The 16,716-nt window shown below is 59.6% G+C and carries 15 protein-coding genes; 8 read left to right on the top strand and 7 right to left on the bottom strand.

Annotation, left to right across the window (positions count from 1 at the left end; translation table 11 throughout):
• Positions 1–100: 100 nt before the first annotated feature.
• The 3 genes from folX to PspCFBP13508_RS19855 form a co-directional block, all read right to left on the bottom strand.
• Positions 101–472, bottom strand: coding sequence for a dihydroneopterin triphosphate 2'-epimerase (gene folX / locus PspCFBP13508_RS19865; protein ID WP_016771653.1), 372 nt, complete (start codon positions 470–472; stop codon positions 101–103).
• Positions 473–544: 72 nt separating this feature from the next.
• Positions 545–1,255: a dihydromonapterin reductase gene (gene folM / locus PspCFBP13508_RS19860; RefSeq protein ID WP_137215482.1), complete on the bottom strand. Its 711-nt coding sequence runs from the start codon at positions 1,253–1,255 to the stop codon at positions 545–547.
• 58 nt (positions 1,256–1,313) lie between these two features.
• Positions 1,314–1,883, bottom strand: a complete 570-nt coding sequence (locus PspCFBP13508_RS19855; protein WP_137215481.1) for an antibiotic biosynthesis monooxygenase — start codon at positions 1,881–1,883, stop codon at positions 1,314–1,316.
• 211 nt (positions 1,884–2,094) lie between these two features.
• On the opposite strand from PspCFBP13508_RS19855, the gene PspCFBP13508_RS19850 reads away from it, so the two are divergent.
• A complete protein-coding gene (locus PspCFBP13508_RS19850; protein ID WP_137215572.1) occupies positions 2,095–3,054 on the top strand; it encodes a MerR family transcriptional regulator in 960 nt (319 codons plus the stop codon).
• Between the two features lie 3 nt (positions 3,055–3,057).
• Here PspCFBP13508_RS19850 and PspCFBP13508_RS19845 read toward each other — a convergent pair whose 3' ends face one another.
• Positions 3,058–3,663 (bottom strand): hypothetical protein, encoded by a 606-nt coding sequence (locus tag PspCFBP13508_RS19845; protein ID WP_024011639.1) that lies wholly within the window; start codon positions 3,661–3,663, stop codon positions 3,058–3,060.
• 54 nt (positions 3,664–3,717) lie between these two features.
• Positions 3,718–4,194 carry a PAS domain-containing protein gene (locus PspCFBP13508_RS19840; protein WP_130911339.1) on the bottom strand — a complete coding sequence of 159 codons (477 nt, stop codon included), beginning with the start codon at positions 4,192–4,194 and terminating at the stop codon, positions 3,718–3,720.
• A gap of 153 nt (positions 4,195–4,347) precedes the next feature.
• Between PspCFBP13508_RS19840 and PspCFBP13508_RS19835 the strand changes: the two genes are divergently transcribed.
• The 4 genes from PspCFBP13508_RS19835 to PspCFBP13508_RS19820 all read left to right on the top strand — a co-directional run bounded on the left by PspCFBP13508_RS19835 (position 4,348) and on the right by PspCFBP13508_RS19820 (position 7,729).
• The gene (locus tag PspCFBP13508_RS19835; protein ID WP_130911338.1) at positions 4,348–4,803 is read left to right on the top strand and encodes a flavodoxin; all 456 of its coding nucleotides are present in this window, start codon (positions 4,348–4,350) and stop codon (positions 4,801–4,803) included.
• A gap of 175 nt (positions 4,804–4,978) precedes the next feature.
• Entirely contained in the window at positions 4,979–5,761 is a 783-nt protein-coding gene (locus PspCFBP13508_RS19830; protein WP_016771646.1) for a class II aldolase/adducin family protein, read from the top strand.
• A complete protein-coding gene (locus PspCFBP13508_RS19825; protein ID WP_137215480.1) occupies positions 5,761–6,663 on the top strand; it encodes an alpha/beta hydrolase in 903 nt (300 codons plus the stop codon). The genes PspCFBP13508_RS19830 and PspCFBP13508_RS19825 overlap by 1 nt, the downstream gene beginning before the upstream one ends.
• A 154-nt stretch (positions 6,664–6,817) precedes the next feature.
• Complete coding sequence (locus PspCFBP13508_RS19820; protein ID WP_130911337.1) at positions 6,818–7,729, top strand: SDR family oxidoreductase; 912 nt, start codon at positions 6,818–6,820, stop codon at positions 7,727–7,729.
• A gap of 43 nt (positions 7,730–7,772) precedes the next feature.
• On the opposite strand, the gene PspCFBP13508_RS19815 is transcribed toward PspCFBP13508_RS19820, so the two are convergent.
• Together PspCFBP13508_RS19815 and PspCFBP13508_RS19810 are read right to left on the bottom strand one after the other, a co-directional pair.
• The gene (locus tag PspCFBP13508_RS19815; RefSeq protein ID WP_130911336.1) at positions 7,773–8,033 is read right to left on the bottom strand and encodes a hypothetical protein; all 261 of its coding nucleotides are present in this window, start codon (positions 8,031–8,033) and stop codon (positions 7,773–7,775) included.
• Positions 8,030–10,114, bottom strand: a complete 2,085-nt coding sequence (locus PspCFBP13508_RS19810) for an S-type pyocin domain-containing protein (RefSeq protein WP_137215479.1) — start codon at positions 10,112–10,114, stop codon at positions 8,030–8,032. The genes PspCFBP13508_RS19815 and PspCFBP13508_RS19810 overlap by 4 nt, the downstream gene beginning before the upstream one ends.
• 708 nt (positions 10,115–10,822) lie before the next feature.
• On the opposite strand from PspCFBP13508_RS19810, the gene PspCFBP13508_RS19805 reads away from it, so the two are divergent.
• The 3 genes from PspCFBP13508_RS19805 to PspCFBP13508_RS19795 all read left to right on the top strand — a co-directional run bounded on the left by PspCFBP13508_RS19805 (position 10,823) and on the right by PspCFBP13508_RS19795 (position 16,701).
• Positions 10,823–12,616: a DUF1302 domain-containing protein gene (locus PspCFBP13508_RS19805; protein ID WP_137215478.1), complete on the top strand. Its 1,794-nt coding sequence runs from the start codon at positions 10,823–10,825 to the stop codon at positions 12,614–12,616.
• Positions 12,617–12,639: 23 nt separating this feature from the next.
• Complete coding sequence (locus tag PspCFBP13508_RS19800) at positions 12,640–14,007, top strand: DUF1329 domain-containing protein (RefSeq protein WP_137215477.1); 1,368 nt, start codon at positions 12,640–12,642, stop codon at positions 14,005–14,007.
• 138 nt (positions 14,008–14,145) lie between these two features.
• Positions 14,146–16,701, top strand: coding sequence for a LuxR C-terminal-related transcriptional regulator (locus tag PspCFBP13508_RS19795; protein ID WP_137215476.1), 2,556 nt, complete (start codon positions 14,146–14,148; stop codon positions 16,699–16,701).
• The last annotated feature ends 15 nt before the right edge of the window (positions 16,702–16,716 follow it).

Raw genomic sequence — 16,716 nt, 5'->3', positions numbered from 1 at the left:
TCTCTTCGAGACAGCTTCAAGCGGCAAGCTGCAAGCTGCAAGATGGATCGGGGTCGGCTGTTAGCTTACCGTTTGAAGCTTGAAGCTTGAAGCTTGAAGCTCAGCGGCTTGCCGCGAGCGTAATCGATACCGACTCGGCGAAGCGCAGGGCGTGCGGTTTGTCGACTTCGACTTCGGCGTACAGCACCGATGCATTGGTCATCACCAGGTCGAGCAATTCCTGGGTCAGGCGTTCGAGCAGCGCGAAGCGGTTGCCTTCAACGTGGGCGATGATCGCTTTGGTGATGGTGCGGTAATTCAGCGCGTGGTCGATGTCGTTGTCACGCACCGCCTCCTGCGCTGCGTACAGGATGGTCAGGTTGATCAGCACATCCTGCTTGTTGAGGATTTCGTCCTCGTTGATGCCGATAAAGGTGCGCAGGCGCAGATCCTTGACCCGGATGCGCGCCATCCCCGGTTGAAGTTGTGGCATTGATTTGCTCCGTCCAGTCTATTGCAGGCGTTCTGGTGGATCTTACTCGACTCGCGGCCGAAGCGGGACGGCCTATTTGACGTGCCGTCCACCGTTGACGGTGAGGGTCGTGCCGGTGACATAGGGATTGTCGAGCAGATAGCGCAGGCTCTGATAGATCACCTCGCTGCCGGGCTCGATACCCAACGCGGACTTGGCCAGCGCCTTGGCGCGGTACGCCGCGTCATCGTCTGGGTTGAACAATAACAGCGCCGGGGCGATGCCGTTGACCTTGATGGCCGGCGCAAAGCGCGCGGCAAACGACAGGGTCAGACTGTCGAGCCCGGCCTTGCTGGCGCAATAACCGATGTGCTTGCTGCTGCCTTTGCGGGTGACATCGTCGCTGATGTGGATGATGTCGGCAGGTGTCGAGCACTGCAGCAACTCGGCGCAGTGCAGGTTGATCAGGTAAGGCGCGAGCATGTGAATGTTGAACATGCGATTGAAGGCTTGTGCTTCGCTGCCCTGGGTTTCTGCCAGCCATTCGGAGGCGTTGTGCACGATGGCGCGCAGGCTGTCGGTGTGCGCTTTCAGTGAATCAATGAAGGCCAGTATTCCTGCCTCGCTGGAAAAGTCCGCGAACAGCGCTGTCGCGCCAAGATCGCGAAGGGCCTGCACGCCCGGGCGTTCGGTGCGGTAAGTGAAAATCAGCGGGTGGCCGTCCTCGATCAAGCGCTGCGCGCAGTGCAAACCGACACGCTGGCCGGCGCCGGTGATGAGGATCGGGGCTGCGGAATCTGGCATGGGCGGCTCGCATCGCGGTTGAAGCGAAAACTATAACAGGCTCGCCGCCCGCTGCAGATCAGCGATTCTGCGCCGACGGTGCGCCAGCCAGTGGCCGCGTCGGTGTGCTGTTCAACCAAGACGCCAGCAGGCGCGTCGACAACGGGATGAAGAAGTACACCATCAGCGGCGTCAGGCATGCCGTGCCGATCAATATGCGTGGCAACAGGCTCAACTCAGCGAGCAACGGGCCGAGTACAAAATTGAATATCAGCGACACCGGAAAAAACGCCAGCCAGATCGCCACGGCCTGTTTCCAGCGCGGTGGACGTTGCCCGGTCGCACCAAACCAGCCTTCGATGCCACTGACTCGGTGCTCTTTGGGATGTTCGAACAAATCGCTGCCGCGGTTCAGCCAGGCGGTACGCGACGCCGAATATTCCCAAGCATGCAGCGTCTGCTCATCGACAAAGCGAAAGATGATCTGGAATTCGTTGTCACCCGGTGGTGGCGCGAGGACGCCGGAGCCGAGGTAGCCGGGAAAATCGGTTGCCAGTTGTTCGCCTTCGCGAAGCCAGGCGATCAGTTCGTGATAGCGGCCATCAGCGACGCGACGCGCTACCATGAGCGTGACGGGGGAAGTAGACATTTTGTATCTCCGTATTTCGAGTGCGTCTCTCCGGGTAGGAGCTACGCCTGACGCAGGCCGGGGTAGAGGCCTGCGCTTTACAGCAAGCAAGGATTATTCCTGATTTTATCGATTAAACCAGCCACTTTCGTCGTAGATCATTACTTGAACGTTTCCGCCCCGCCATGTTTAGAATGGGATCCAATGAACCGACATGGAAGTTGACCGCCAGATGCCTGTAATCACGGACACTCGCCCGGCTTCAACAGCGCCCGGTACGCTCGAGCGCGAAGAGCTGTTCCCCATCCGCGAGGTGGCGCGTTTGACCGGCGTCAATCCGGTGACCCTGCGTGCCTGGGAGCGCCGTTACGGCCTGATCCAGCCGACCCGCACCGAAAGCGGGCATCGTCTGTACTCAATGAACGATATCGAGCGTGTTCGCAGCATTGTCGACTGGATCGATCGCGGCGTGGCCGTGAGCAAGGTCGGCAAGATTCTGGCGAAGACAGAGCCGTTGAAGGTGTTGGCCAATTTCATCCCCGATGACCATGTGCAGGCCGATTACAGGCAATGGCAGGAGCAGATTCAGCAGGCGGTGAGTGCGTTCGACGACCAGCAGCTGGATCGCGTCTACGGGCAGATTTTCTCGTCGTACACGCTGCCGGTGGTGTTCGAAGCCATCATCATGCCGTTGTGGCGGCAATTGCTGCAGCGCCAGGACGCTTTCGGGCAAACCAGCGAATGGTTGTTTCTCGATGGATTTCTGAGGGCGCGCGTGCTGCAGCGCATTGTCATGTTGCGCGGCGCGCAACCGCGCCGGGTGGTCGTCAGTGCGCTTGCGGGGCAATGCAGAGAGCTTGAGTTGCTGGTCGCGGCGCTGTTTCTCAGTGGCAACGACTCTGGCGTGCGGGTGCTGACCACGGGCCAGCCATTCGATGAATTGACGCTGGTCTGCGAAAAGGTCAAACCTGACGTACTGGTGCTATTTTCCAATCATGCGCCTGGCGCTGAACTGCCACGGCGTCTGAATCGCCTCGCGCTTAGCCTCGACTGTCAGTTGATGCTGGCCGGCGATGCCTCCGAACTTGCAGAAGACAGTCTGGCCGGTTCATCCGTGGCATGTCTGGGGAATGAGGGCGCAACAATGCGTCAACGCATGAAACAATTCATGGCAGGCACGCTGGATACCTGAAACTCAGGCGTGCAGGGCGGGGTGGGTCAAACGATGCTGTTGCAGAATGAACTGGCGCAAGCGCTCGGTTTCGTCGGCATCGGTCTGGCTCAGTTCGTAGGCGAAGAAACCTTGCTCGGTTTCACGCTCGAAATGGCCGCGCAACGAGATGCGCTCATAACCGGAAGGGCTGAACCACAGGGCGAAATGTTTCGGTGGTTTGGTCTTGTTGCGCACTTCCAGCAACACGCCTTTGTGCGATACCTCGTGTACCCACAGCGTGCCGGGCTGGCCTTTGGCGTTTTCCAGCGCCACCGGCTCTTCAAGAACCAGACGCCATGGGCGCACCATCGGGCCGTCTTCGTAGATGCTCGGCACACCGAGACGCAGATGCAGGGCGTGGAACTCGTCTTCAACCAGATGCAGAGGGAAGGTCATCTGCTGATTTTCGAAGTTGGCCTGGATCGTCACTTGCTCATGTGCTGCAAGGCGCGTCAGCAGATCGCGGATCTGCGAACCGCCATTAACCAGCAGACTCGACGTCGCATCCCGCACGTTCAATTGCGGGTTGTGCTGCATGGTCTGGATGAAATCCAGCTCGTCCTGAGTGAGGAGGGCGTCGCGCTGCATGGCTAACTCGAAGTGGATAGTTACAAAGTCATTGGTGATTGTAGTTAATGACCATCAGTTCGCGGTTTTGTTTGCGCCGTTCGTCGCTTTCAACGCCGCTAGCTCGCTTTGCAGCGCCGCCACTTGCGCTTCCAGCTGCGCAACCCGCTGCTGCGCCTTGACCTGAACCGTCACATCCTTTTGCACGCCGATGAAATAAGTCTGCCCGTCATCGGCGTTCTTAACGGTCGAAAGCGACAGTTCGTTCCAGAACGGGGTGCCATCCTTGCGGTAGTTACGCAGGATTTCACGACATGAGCCGCCCTCGCGCAATGTATCGCGAATCAGTTCCAGGCTCTGTTGGTCGCGGTCTCCAGACTGCAGGAAACGACAATCCTGATAAAGAATCTCCTCACTGCTGTAGCCGGTCAGCCGTTCAAAAGCGGGGTTGACGTAAATCAGGATGTTGTCCTGCTCGCCTTCCTTTTCAGCGACCACGATTCCGTCGTTTGATGCGTTGATCACCATTTGCAGCAGGCTGGCGTTGATCATCCGAGAATCCCTTCCGTTATGTCAGTGGCAGGCATTCTAGAAGAAAGCCACAGGCTGTCTATAGGCCAGCAGCTTGCATTGAGAGCCAATCGCAACTTCGCGGCATGGGCTGTTACTATCGCGGCTCTTTTTTTCAGTTCCAGGATCAGATTGATGAAAGTCGCCATCCTCTCAGGTTCAGTCTACGGCACCGCCGAAGAAGTCGCCCGCCACGCCCAGGACCTGCTGAAAGCCGCCGGCTTTGAAACCTTCTACAACTCGCGCGCCACGCTGGCCGATATCCAGGCGTTCGGCCCCGAGGCGCTTCTGGCTGTGACTTCGACCACTGGCATGGGCGAGCTGCCGGACAACCTGCAACCGTTGTATTCGGCTATTCGTGATCAATTGCCTGCGGCATGGCGCGGTCTGCCCGGCGCGGTGATTGCGTTGGGTGATGCCAGCTATGGCGACACCTTCTGCGGCGGTGGCGAGCAGATGCGGGAGTTGTTTGCCGAACTGGGCGTGAACGAGGTTCAGGAAATGCTGCGCATCGACGCCAGCGAAAGCGTCACGCCGGAAACCGATGCCGAGCCGTGGCTGGCGCAGTTGATTGAAGCGCTCAAGGGCTGATCGCGGGCAATAATCGCTGCACCTTCTAAGCGTTGTTGCATTGCAACGGATCCAGGATGTTTGCCCGGCTGACCCGTTCAGTCATCAAGCTGGCTGCCAATGCAACTACGCGATGCCCTGCGCCTGACTAGACTGCTGACACGAGCAGAACAAGAAGAACGCAGAGGTGCATACAGTGAGCGTAGCCCCCGTCCAATCGTCGCCGAATGTCAAAGATCAGGTCAGCGCTGCCGAGTGGCAGACCCGTGTCGATCTTGCCGCCTGTTATCGCCTGGTCGCGCTGCACGGCTGGGACGATCTGATCTTCACGCATATCTCGGCCAAGGTGCCCGGCACCGAAGATTTCCTGATCAATCCGTTTGGCCTGATGTTCCACGAGATCACCGCATCAAGCCTGGTGAAAGTCGATCAGGCCGGCAACAAACTCATGGACAGCCCGTACGAAATCAACCCCGCCGGCTACACCATTCACAGCGCCGTCCACGAAGTGCGCCACGATGTGGTTTGCGTGCTGCATACGCACACTGCGTCAGGCGTTGCGGTGTCGGCGCAAAGGCAGGGGGTGCTGCCGATCAGTCAACAGTCACTGTTTGTGTTGTCGAGCCTGGCCTATCACGCCTATGAAGGTGTGGCACTGAACCATGAAGAAAAGGCGCGCCTTCAGGCCGACCTCGGCGACAACAATTTTCTCATGCTGCACAACCACGGTCTGCTGACTTGTGGTGGCACTATTGCCGATACGTTTCTGATGATGTTCACCTTCCAGCGCGCCTGCGACATTCAGGTCATGGCGCAGACTGGAGGTGCCGAACTGATCGCCATCGAACCGCAGATTCTCGCCGGCGCCAAAGCGATGATTGCCGGCGTCACCAAGAGCGCGCAGGGCATGGGCGGCGCGCTGGCGTGGCCGGCGCTGCTGCGCAAACTCGATCTACAGGATCCGGGGTATAAATTCTAATGCCACTCGCCGAGATTCCTCTGAGTGTCTGGCGCAAGCGCAGCCGGACTTTTGTCTTTCGTGGCCAGTCGATCCGCTACTGGACAGTCGGGCAGGGTGAACCGCTGTTGCTGATTCACGGTTTTCCCACCGCCAGTTGGGATTGGCACTACCTGTGGCAACCACTGGCCCAGCGTTATCAGGTGATCGCCTGCGACATGCTCGGTTTCGGCGATTCGGCAAAACCGCGCAATCACACCTACAGCCTGCTGGAACAGGCCGATCTGCAACAGGCACTGCTTGCCCATCTGCAGGTTGACCAAGCCGTGCACATCCTCGCCCACGACTACGGCGACAGCGTTGCTCAGGAGCTGCTCGCTCGGCACTACGAAAAACGCATCGAAGTTGCCAGTTGCGTGTTCCTCAATGGCGGTCTTTTTCCGGAAACCCATCGTCCGTTGCTGATGCAGAAACTGCTGCTCAGTCCGATTGGCTGGTTGCTCGGCCGCGCGTTCAGCCGTGAGGCGTTGGTCAAGGGTTTCCGACAGATCTTCGGCCCTCAGACCCAGCCAAGTGAAAGCGAGCTGGATGATTACTGGAGCCTGGTCGACAGCAACCATGGCCCGCGCATCATGCACAAATTGATCACTTACATTCCTGAGCGCCGGGTGCAGCGCGAGCGCTGGGTGACGGCCATGCAGCGTGGTGATATTCCTTTGCGGGTCATCGACGGTGCGGTCGATCCGATTTCCGGCGTACACATGGTCGAGCGTTATCGCGAGTTGATCCCCGATCCGGACACTGTGCTGTTGCCGGGCATCGGCCACTATCCGCAAACCGAGGCGCCGGTACAGGTGCTCAAGCACTATCTGGCGTTTCGCGATCGTCTGGTTTTGCCTCCGCGCAAGGTGGCGTACTCCTGATTTTCGCCGAGTGCACAAGCTCTCGGCGACCTGACAGTCTCGATCATCCCCCAGCCTTATCGCGCACCATTCAGCCGCAGCCGTGTTCGTTGTGAGCCAAAGCGCCGTGCCTGACACTCGGGGCAATATCCCTTGGCCTGCTGGAGTTGCCGCGATGAATGAACCTGTGCGTTTCGAAGATAAAGTCGTGATTGTCACCGGCGCCGGTGGTGGCCTCGGTCGTGCCCATGCGCTGCTGTTCGCCAGACAGGGCGCCAAGGTGCTGGTCAACGATCTCGGTGGCTCGACACAGGGCGAGGGCGCCAACGCCTCGGCTGCCGACCGCGTAGTGGCGGAGATCCGCGAGGCTGGCGGTATTGCCGAAGCCAACCACGACTCGGTGACTGACGGCGACAAACTGGTACAGAACGCCCTCGATGCCTTCGGCCGCGTCGACGTCGTGGTCAACAACGCCGGGATCCTGCGCGACAAATCGTTTCACAAGATGGACGACGCCGACTGGGATCTGGTCTATCGCGTCCACGTCGAAGGCGCCTACAAGGTCACCCGTGCCGCCTGGCCGCATCTGCGCGAGCAAAACTACGGTCGCGTAATTTTCACTGCGTCGACTTCTGGCATTTACGGCAATTTCGGTCAATCCAACTACGGCATGGCCAAGCTTGGGCTGTACGGGTTGACCCGAACGCTGGCGATCGAAGGGCGCAAGAACAACATTCTGGTCAACGCCATCGCCCCGACCGGCGGCACGCGCATGACCGAGGGCCTGATCCCGCCGCAAGTATTCGAGCAACTGAAGCCGGAACTGGTCAGCCCATTGGTCGTATATCTGGCCAGCGAGCAATGCCAGGAAACGTCCGGCCTGTTCGAAGTCGGCGGCGGCTGGATGGGCAAGGTGCGCTGGGAGCGCAGCCTCGGTGCCGGCTTCGATCCGCGCGAGGGGTTCTCGCCAGAGGATGTGGCGGCGCACTGGCAGCAGATTTGTAATTTCGAGGGCGCGGCGCATCCCAAGGACAATATTGAAGCGTTGAAGGAAATGATGGCGAATTTGCAGAAATATTCGATTTGAAGGTAACGGAGCCACCAGCCCTCGCGGCTCGTGGCTCCAGTTGTCAAATGTATCTTTTTTCTGTCATGAACTTGGGCGGCTTCCAGTTAGGTCCTTTGATAGCCAGGCCCTTTTCTCCCTCCAGCAAGATTCCTGCAGCGAAGAGCCGAGAGTACGATGCTTCCAGGGTCCCATACTCGTTGATCAGGTCTCGATTGTGGCGTCTGATCATCATGTCCAGATGTGGCGTTGCCTGAAGTAACGCGAACACCGTGACAATGTCATCCAGAGGTTCATTTTTAACAATCATCTCAACGGTGCTCATTGCCACATCTCCTTCAGCAACTTCTGATAATCACGTTCTTCCTGCTCCATTGCGGCAGCCAGTGCTTCGGGCGTGTAAAGAAGCGCCGGATCATCTTTTAGCCGGAAATCTTCCAACGTTGCTGTATGCACGTTATTCCAGATCGGTGACCCGATTTCTGGCATCTCGGTATCACCGAAGCCTAAAGCTCTGAATCGTTCGAACTCTCTTATCTCGTGAGTGTAGAAACGTCTGTCAGTGTCGGTAGCTTCGAGTTCTCCACGAGCGATTCGCTCCAGGCGATCAAGCATTACGTCATTGGCAGCTGATTGCGGAAACTTTGAAATGTGTAACTTCACAATGTCCGTTCCTTCCGATGAAACAGCGGCTGTTGCCCACTGCAAATCTGATATTTCATCTCCAATCTCGTCAGGGTTGAAACTACGCCCACTGTGCTTCCCTTCTACGGTCGCCCCTTTATAAGGACTGCTGAACACCACATAAAGCGGCTCAATCCCCGAATCAGCCGGAAACACAATGATGAATCGATCCCAGCCTTCAACCAGGATCGGGTTCAGATCCAGCCGCCCTTCAACCGGAACAAGAGAAGCGCCGGAATAGGCGGGCGAATCGGTATCCACTATTGGCAAAGCGGTCGATTGGCCACCCGGCGAGATTGCCGGCGTCCAGGTCAGGAAATCGGTGGGCGAGTCCGATAGTGCGACCTTGTATACGTCGTTGAGCAAATCGTATGCGGCATTGAGGACCAGCACACTTGAGCGAATATGGAAGTCATCACTCGTAGCGACGAACACTTGCGTGCCAGCCCCGAGTCGCCTGACGCCTAGCCCGACCTGCATCTCCAAAGTACCCTGCCGGCCTGCGATGTCACGTAGCGTCTCGGCCGGCTCGGACGACAGCTCGGCCAGTGGAACGCTCATGGCGAAGCGTTCGCTGTTGCCCAGAGGTGACGGCATCAATAGCGCTGCGAACCCCATCAGTACTGGACTGCCGAACAGCGCCGTGCCCGTCGCTGTCAGGGTCGCTTTTGCGGTGCGTAGCGCATTGAGTATTCCCGCCGAGATAGCCGGGCTGAGCGGGACGGCTGTCGAAGCGAAAGAAACGGCCGGGCCGTTGCTTGCCACTGCTCCAGAAGCCGGAAAGACATGTTTCCTTTCATCCTGTAACCGAGCCTGTTCTGCCGCATGGGCCAGCGCCGCTGCTTCAGCTTTGGCATCTGCCTCGGCCTGGGCGATTTTCAACGCAGCCATCCGCTCTTTCTCCCGAGCTTCAGCCTCAGCATTCAGGCGCGCGGTCTCAGCCGCCAGTCGAGCCTGTTCGGCATCGCGACGCTGTTGCTCCGCCAACGCGGCCAGACGTGCCTGTTCGCGTGCGCGGATTTCTTCCTGCTCCCGGCGCGCCGCTTCGGCAATGTCACGCTGGCGCTGTTGCTCCGCGGCAATGCGGGCATGTTCTGCAGCTTGGCGTTGCGCCTCTGCCGCTGCCGCCTGGGCCTGATCCTGGGCCTGCACGGTGGCCAGCCAATTGAGTACGCCAGCCTGTTGCTGGTTGAGCAGCGCCAATGTCTGGCCCAGCAGCCGCGCTTCGTGGGCGGCCCGAAAGGACTCGCTCCACAACGCTCTGCTGCGGACCGCTGCGCCATGCGCGCGCCGATTGGCCGATGCCTGATTCAGGTAATCCTTGAAGGTTTTTCCCAGTGGATCGCTGCCATAAAAGCGGTTGGCGATGGCAGTCTGCCGTTGAAACTCGGCGCTCTTGCGTTGAATAAACGTGTTCCTGACGCCCACTTCGCGGGCCAGTGCCGCGGCAGGTAGCAGAGGATTCGTCGGCCCTTCCAGCCTGGTCGCCGCCAGTTCGACCTCAATGGTTTGTGGAATCGAGGCGGTTCTTGCGTTGAATTCCTGTTCCACGGCGACTTGCGTTTCATGCACCAATTCACGCGTCTGCGGATTGGCGCCGGCAGGGCCGAACATGCCGCTGTAGGAGTAATTCATGTCGCGTTCTTTGAATGGTTCGAAGCCATCAGGGCCGAGCTCCCTGATATGTACTGGATCCAGTTCCAACGGTGGAGGCTTTGGCATATTCATATCCTTTTGAATGTGCGTTTTCACTCGCTTGAAAGTGCGCACGGATGGCGATGACATCCGTGTCACCAGCGAATGGTTGAGGTGTTTCAAGTTACATCAGAGTGACGGTTATCAAATCCGAGAAGCCCGTCAGTAACAGGGCCTTGTGTCGAAAGGGTTTTCGCGGGTTTTCATCGATGCAGAAGGAATTCGTCCGAGCTTCGAAGAAATGTCCGACGCGCTGATCGGAAGCGTTGCCGAACCGCTATCCAGCCTTTTTAAACGCCCATAAAAAAGGCCGCTGCAAACGCAGCGGCCAAGGTAAGACGTTGGATCAAGGAGCTACAAATCAACGTCAGTGAACACCGGGGTGATAAACCGGAAAATCGATTTATCCGAAACCTGTAGCCAATCGCAGCCGCATGCAGCGGAGCGGGCTCAGCGCTTTCCGCAATGTCCGGGAAAGCGCGCTCAGAATAAGTGCTTGAGCCTGTAGGAAAAATACCGATTCCGGACATGCACTGTTACGGGGCGCGCAACAGTGGCGTGCCCATGCATGGCGCTGATGATGCGCCATCCAGCCAGTCCATGAACCGCTACAGCCCACGCCGGGCAAGGCCATTCATCCTTTCGAGCGACAACGCAAATACCTCCTTGGTGCGCTTATCGACCGCAGCGCCCGGCAGTAGGGTGGGGCCTTCTGTCACTCACCGGGGAAGACGCATGACAAAAACAACAATGCGCGCCATCTTCACACCGCAGGCGCTGGCCGCTGCGGTGGCTTTGGGTTGCTGCGCCCAGGCGCACGCGGTCGCCTTCAACATCGGCGAAATCGAAGGTACCTTCGACTCGTCACTTTCGGTCGGCGCGAGCTGGGGCCTGCGCGATGCCGACAGTTCGCTGGTCGGCACGGTCAATGGCGGCAGCGGACAATCGTCCACCGGTGATGACGGGCGCCTGAATTTCAAGAAGGGCGAAACCTTCTCGAAAATCTTCAAGGGTATCCACGACCTCGAACTGAAGTACGGCGATACCGGCGTGTTCGTGCGGGGCAAATACTGGTACGACTTCGAACTCAAGGACGAAGACCGCGAGTTCAAACAGATCAGCGACAGCGGCCGCAAGGAAGGCGCCAAATCTTCCGGCGCGCAGATCCTCGATGCATTCGTCTATCACAACTATGCCATCGCCGATTTGCCCGGCACCGTGCGGGCCGGCAAGCAGGTGGTGAGCTGGGGCGAAAGTACCTTCATCGGCAACTCGATCAACAGCATCAACCCGGTCGACGTCTCGGCATTCCGCCGTCCCGGTGCCGAGATCAAGGAAGGCCTGATTCCGGTGAACATGCTGTTTGGTTCGCAGAGCCTGACCGACAAACTTTCGGTCGAAGGCTTCTACCAACTGGAGTGGGACCAGACCGTTCTCGACAACTGCGGCACCTTCTTTGGCGTCGACGTCGCGGCGGACGGTTGCAACAACGGCTACACCGTCGGCAGTCCGGCGGTGGCGCCACTGGTGCCGCTGACCACCGCGTTCGGCCAAGGCATTCAGGTCACCCGCGAGGGCGTGGTGATCCCCCGTGGCGGCGATCGCGATGCGCGCGATTCCGGGCAGTGGGGCACGGCGCTGCGCTGGCTCGGCGAAGACACCGAATACGGCCTCTACTTCATGAACTACCACAGCCGTACACCGACGGTCGGCACCACCACGGCGGGGCTGTCGACACTGGCGGCGTTGCCAGGCATGGTCGGCATTGCCAACGGCCTCGCGCCTGGCAGCGGTGCGGGGCTGGCGCAGAGCGTGATGCTCGGGCGCGGTCAGTATTACCTCGAATACCCGGAAGACATTCGTCTGTACGGCGCGAGTTTCTCCACCACGCTGCCCACCGGCACCGCGTGGACCGGCGAGATCAGCTACCGGCCGAACGCGCCGGTGCAGGTCAACACCAACGACCTGACCCTGGCGCTGGTCAACCCGATTGCCGGCGGCACCGCATCGCCACTCGCCACTTCGCCGGGTGCCGACAACAAAGGCTACCGGCGCAAGGAAGTCACACAGGTCCAGAGCACCCTCACGCACTTCTTCGATCAGGTGCTCGGCGCCGAACGCCTGACCGTGGTCGGTGAAGCGGCGGTGGTGCATGTCGGTGGTCTGGAGTCCCGCAGTGAGCTGCGTTATGGCCGTGATTCGGTCTACGGTCAGTACGGATTCGGCGGCGATACCGACGGCTTCGTCACCTCGACTTCGTGGGGCTATCGCGCCCGGGCGATTCTCGATTACGCCAACGTCATCGGCGGGATCAACCTCAAGCCCAACCTGTCGTGGTCCCATGACGTCGCCGGTTACGGCCCCAACGGTCTGTTCAACGAAGGTGCGAAAGCCATCAGCGTCGGCGTCGATGCCGACTACCGCAACACCTACACCGCAAGCCTGAGTTACACCGACTTTTTCGGTGGCGACTACAACGTCCTCGAAGACCGTGACTTCGTGGCCCTTAGCTTCGGCGTGAACTTCTGATCTGCCCGAGAAGGATGACTGCAATGCGCAAAACGATTCTGCAATGTGGCGTGCTGGCCTTGAGTCTGCTGGCCGCCAACGTGATGGCGGCGGTGTCGCCGGATGAAGCCAACAAACTCGGCACCAGCCTGACCCCGCTCGGAGCGGAAAAAGCCGGCAACGCGGACGGTTCGATCCCGGCATGGACCGGCGGCATCCCGAAAAACGCCGGCGCAGTGGACAGCAAGGGCTTCCTCGCCGACCCGTTTGCCAACGAAAAACCGCTGTTCACCATCACCGCCGCGAACGTCGAGCAGTACAAAAGCAAGCTCTCCGAAGGCCAGGTGGCGATGTTCAAACGCTACCCGGAAACCTACAAGATTCCGGTCTACCCGACCCACCGCACCGTGGGCGCGCCAGCGGAAATCTATGAGTCGGCCAAGCGCAGCGCGCTGAACGTCAACGCGATCAACGACGGCAACGGCCTGGCCAATTTCACCGGCAATCGCTACTACGCCTTCCCGATTCCCAAGAACGGCGTCGAGGTGCTGTGGAACCACATCACCCGTTATCACGGTGGCAATCTGCGGCGGATCATCACCCAGGTCACGCCGCAGACCAACGGCAGCTACACGCCGATCCGCTTCGAAGAAGAGATCGCCGTGCCGCAACTGATGAAAGACATCGACCCGGAAAAAGCCGCCAACGTGCTGACCTTCTTCAAGCAATCGGTGACTGCGCCGGCGCGGCTGGCCGGTAACGTGCTGCTGGTGCACGAAACCCTCGATCAGGTGAAGGAACCGCGTCTGGCGTGGATCTACAACGCCGGTCAACGCCGCGTACGTCGGGCACCGCAAGTGGCCTATGACGGTCCGGGTACAGCGGCCGATGGCCTGAGGACTTCCGACAACTTCGACATGTTCTCCGGCGCGCCGGATCGCTACGACTGGAAACTGGTCGGCAAGAAGGAAATGTACATTCCCTACAACAGCTACAAACTCGACTCGCCGAAGCTCAAGTACGACGACATCGTCAAGGCCGGGCATATCAATCAGGACCTGACCCGTTACGAACTGCACCGCGTCTGGGAAGTGATCGGCACGGTGAAACCGAACGAGCGGCACATCTACGCCAAGCGCCACATGTACATCGACGAGGACAGCTGGCAAGTGGCACTGGCCGATCACTACGACGGTCGCGGGCAACTGTGGCGCGTCGCCGAAGGTCACGCGCAGTACTACTACGATCATCAGGCCCAGGCCTACACGCTGGAAGCGCTCTACGACATCATTGCCGGCCGCTACATTGCGTTGGGCATGAAGAACGAAGAGAAGCACAGCTTCGAATTCGGCTTTGAAGCCAAGGCCGCGGATTACACACCCTCGGCCCTGCGCGCCGAGGGTGTGCGCTAACGCTTGAACTGCACCGCTGGACAAAAGGCGACCGCACGGTCGCCTTTTTTATGGCCATCAATCAGCGTGCTGAATACTCGTCAACAAGGGCGCGGGAGAGGGCTAGGGTGAGCGCACAACGATAAGAAGGCTCAGCCGATGACCGCCATGACCCCGTGCCTGGATCGACCCGGATTTTTGCCCAGGCTTTCTTCGCATCATCAACCTCGCAGCCGTTTGAGCGCACCTTTACTGGCATCCAGCGCGCGGGTGAAGCTGTTGTGCGCGCCCGCGGGCAGTGGCAAAACCGCACTGCTCACCGAATGTCTTCTGCAGGTGCGTACGGAGTGCGAGGCAATCTGGCTGCCGCTGGCAGGCGCGGCGCTCAGCACCGAAGAATTCTGCCTGCGTCTGAGGCGGGCGCTCGGGCTTGTCGAAGGCCTTGACGAAACGCAACTGATGGCGGAGCTGGCCCATTGGTCGAAACCGACTTCGCTGTTTATTGACGATTACAGTCGCCTGCCGGATCCGGCTCTGGATGCGTTGTTTGATCGCTTGCTGGCAATCAGCAGCCCGGCGCTCACCTGGTGGATCAGCACTCGCCGCCGGCCGCAGTGCAACTGGCCGCGGCTGTTGCTCGATGATGAACTCTACGAATCCGAACCCGCCAGCCTGGCGCTGACTCACGATGAGGTGGTATCGGTGTTGCGCCATTTGCCGCCAGATCAGGCGGACCGTGTCGCTGGCCGCATCATTCAGCGTACCGGTGGCTGGTGCGCGGGGGCGCGCATGGCACTCCTGCAAAAATGTGACTGGTCGCAAAACCCGCAACCACAGCAGCGTGTCGACACTCTTCTGGATTATCTGCAGCACGAACTCTTCAGCAACCTGACGCCGGAGCAGGACGAGGCATGGCGTGTTCTGGCGCACCTGCCACGGTTCAATGCGTCGTTGTGCGAGCATTTGTTCGGCCCCGGCGAAGGCGCCCGGCTGCTGCATGATCTGCAAGTGCTGGGCTGCTTTATCGAGCCATGGCAGGAGTCCGCCGATTGGTTGCAGGTCTTCCGGCCGCTGTCGCGAATCATGCAGGCGTCGCACTGGCCATGTGCACGCTCCTGGCACCGGCGCGCCTGTCAGTGGTTCACTGCGGCGCAGGATTGGCGAGCAGCGTTCGAGCAAGCGTTGTTGGCCGAGGAGTACGAAACCGCCGTCAGCCTGTTGCAGCATTTCAACTTCGAAGACTTGTTCGAGGACCAGGCGGTCGTCCTGCTGTTGCGCTTGCACGAGCAGCAAAGTCAGGAGCTGACCCTGATGACACCGCAGCTGGTCGGGCTGGTCACGGGCGCCTTATTGTTTGCCGGGCGATTTCAACAGGCCGGGCAATGCATGGCCCATCTCGGCCGCTTCATGCCGCAGCCGACAGCGCAACTGGAGCAGCAACTCTTGGCCCGCTGGCAGGCGCAACAGGGTTGGCTTTGCCACCTGCAAGGGCAAATGGAGCCGGCGCGCGCCTGTTTTCAGGAGGCGTTGTCAGCGCTGGCTGACGATGCCTGGCAGGCGCGTGTGATGTGCCTGTCGGGACTGACCCAGCAGGCGTTGCTATGCGGTGAACTCGATCAGGCCCACGCCCTTAACCGCGAGGCGCTGTGCCTGGCGCGCGCGCATGGCTCCCTGTTGTTCGAGGGGTTGCTGGAGCTTGATCATGCGCAATGGCTTGAGCAGCGAGGAGCGCCTGTACGCGCTGAAAGTCTGCTGGTGGACATCGAGCAATTGCTGCGTCAGCGCACTATGGTGCCCACGCCGCTGCTGGGGCGGATTGCCCTGCGACGCGGACGGCTGGCGCTGTGCATGGGGCTTGAAGAGCAGGCTGCGCAGCTGTTCAGCCAAGGTCTCGAAGATTGCTTGCGCAGCCAGGACAAGCGGGTCCTCTATGGTTATCTGGGGCAGGCGCAACTGGCCGGCAATCGCGGTGATTACGCGTGCGCTTTCGAGCGCCTGCGCGAAGCCGAAAGGGTCATGCAGCAGCGGCAGATTCCCGATACGGTCTATCGCGGTGTCGTGTTGCAGGTCAGCAGCCAGTTCTGGTTGCAGCAGGGGCGACCGCATCTTGTCCAGGAAGCGTTGGGCCGACTGCTACGGCATTACCGAGGACCCTCTGCGTTGCAGGCGCCACCCGCGACGTTCGAACTGATTATTCGCATCGAATACTTGCTGGCCTGCGCGCATGCGCAATTGAATCCGGACGAAACCGGTCTGCCAGGCATTGAACGATTGTTGAAACATGTTCAGGCCAAAGGCATGTTGGCGGCAGAAACGGAGTTGCTGCTGGCCTACACCCAGTTGGCCGAATCCAGCGGTGAGGCGGTGCAGGCGCAGCAGGCTTTCCAGCGAGCCGCAATGCTGGTGGAGCGCTGCCAGTTGCAGCAAGCCCTGCGCGAGTGGGAATTACGCCGAGGCAACATCGGCACAACGTCTGCCAGGCCGGTTCCTGACTGGCATTGCGACGACGTTGATCAGGCACCAGGCCTCAGTCGGCGCGAACGCGAAGTGCTGATGCTGATTGCCCAAGGTGCTTCGAACCAGCAAGTTGCCGAACAACTTTTTATCTCGCTGCATACTGTAAAAACCCATGCGAGACGTATTAATGGGAAGTTGGGTGTGGAGCGCAGAACTCAGGCTGTGGCCAAGGCGAAGTTGCTGGGAATACTTGTTTAGTATTTTGCTTTGCTT

Source organism: Pseudomonas sp. CFBP13508 (assembly GCF_005233515.1).
GTDB classification, from domain to species: Bacteria; Pseudomonadota; Gammaproteobacteria; order Pseudomonadales; family Pseudomonadaceae; genus Aquipseudomonas; species Aquipseudomonas mercuritolerans.
The sequence above is the reverse complement of the archived record's forward strand: the minus strand, read 5'-3'. Positions and strand labels throughout refer to the sequence as shown.

Excerpts from the sequence above, each read along its gene's own strand:
- folX (WP_016771653.1), bottom strand. The coding sequence starts at position 472 with ATGCCACAACTTCAACCGGGGATGGCGCGCATCCGGGTCAAGGATCTG.
- folM (WP_137215482.1), bottom strand. The coding sequence starts at position 1,255 with ATGCCAGATTCCGCAGCCCCGATCCTCATCACCGGCGCCGGCCAGCGT.
- PspCFBP13508_RS19855 (WP_137215481.1), bottom strand. The coding sequence starts at position 1,883 with ATGTCTACTTCCCCCGTCACGCTCATGGTAGCGCGTCGCGTCGCTGAT.
- PspCFBP13508_RS19850 (WP_137215572.1), top strand. The coding sequence starts at position 2,095 with ATGCCTGTAATCACGGACACTCGCCCGGCTTCAACAGCGCCCGGTACG.
- PspCFBP13508_RS19845 (WP_024011639.1), bottom strand. The coding sequence starts at position 3,663 with ATGCAGCGCGACGCCCTCCTCACTCAGGACGAGCTGGATTTCATCCAG.
- PspCFBP13508_RS19840 (WP_130911339.1), bottom strand. The coding sequence starts at position 4,194 with ATGATCAACGCCAGCCTGCTGCAAATGGTGATCAACGCATCAAACGAC.
- PspCFBP13508_RS19835 (WP_130911338.1), top strand. The coding sequence starts at position 4,348 with ATGAAAGTCGCCATCCTCTCAGGTTCAGTCTACGGCACCGCCGAAGAA.
- PspCFBP13508_RS19825 (WP_137215480.1), top strand. The coding sequence starts at position 5,761 with ATGCCACTCGCCGAGATTCCTCTGAGTGTCTGGCGCAAGCGCAGCCGG.
- PspCFBP13508_RS19820 (WP_130911337.1), top strand. The coding sequence starts at position 6,818 with ATGAATGAACCTGTGCGTTTCGAAGATAAAGTCGTGATTGTCACCGGC.
- PspCFBP13508_RS19815 (WP_130911336.1), bottom strand. The coding sequence starts at position 8,033 with ATGAGCACCGTTGAGATGATTGTTAAAAATGAACCTCTGGATGACATT.
- PspCFBP13508_RS19810 (WP_137215479.1), bottom strand. The coding sequence starts at position 10,114 with ATGCCAAAGCCTCCACCGTTGGAACTGGATCCAGTACATATCAGGGAG.
- PspCFBP13508_RS19805 (WP_137215478.1), top strand. The coding sequence starts at position 10,823 with ATGACAAAAACAACAATGCGCGCCATCTTCACACCGCAGGCGCTGGCC.
- PspCFBP13508_RS19800 (WP_137215477.1), top strand. The coding sequence starts at position 12,640 with ATGCGCAAAACGATTCTGCAATGTGGCGTGCTGGCCTTGAGTCTGCTG.
- PspCFBP13508_RS19795 (WP_137215476.1), top strand. The coding sequence starts at position 14,146 with ATGACCGCCATGACCCCGTGCCTGGATCGACCCGGATTTTTGCCCAGG.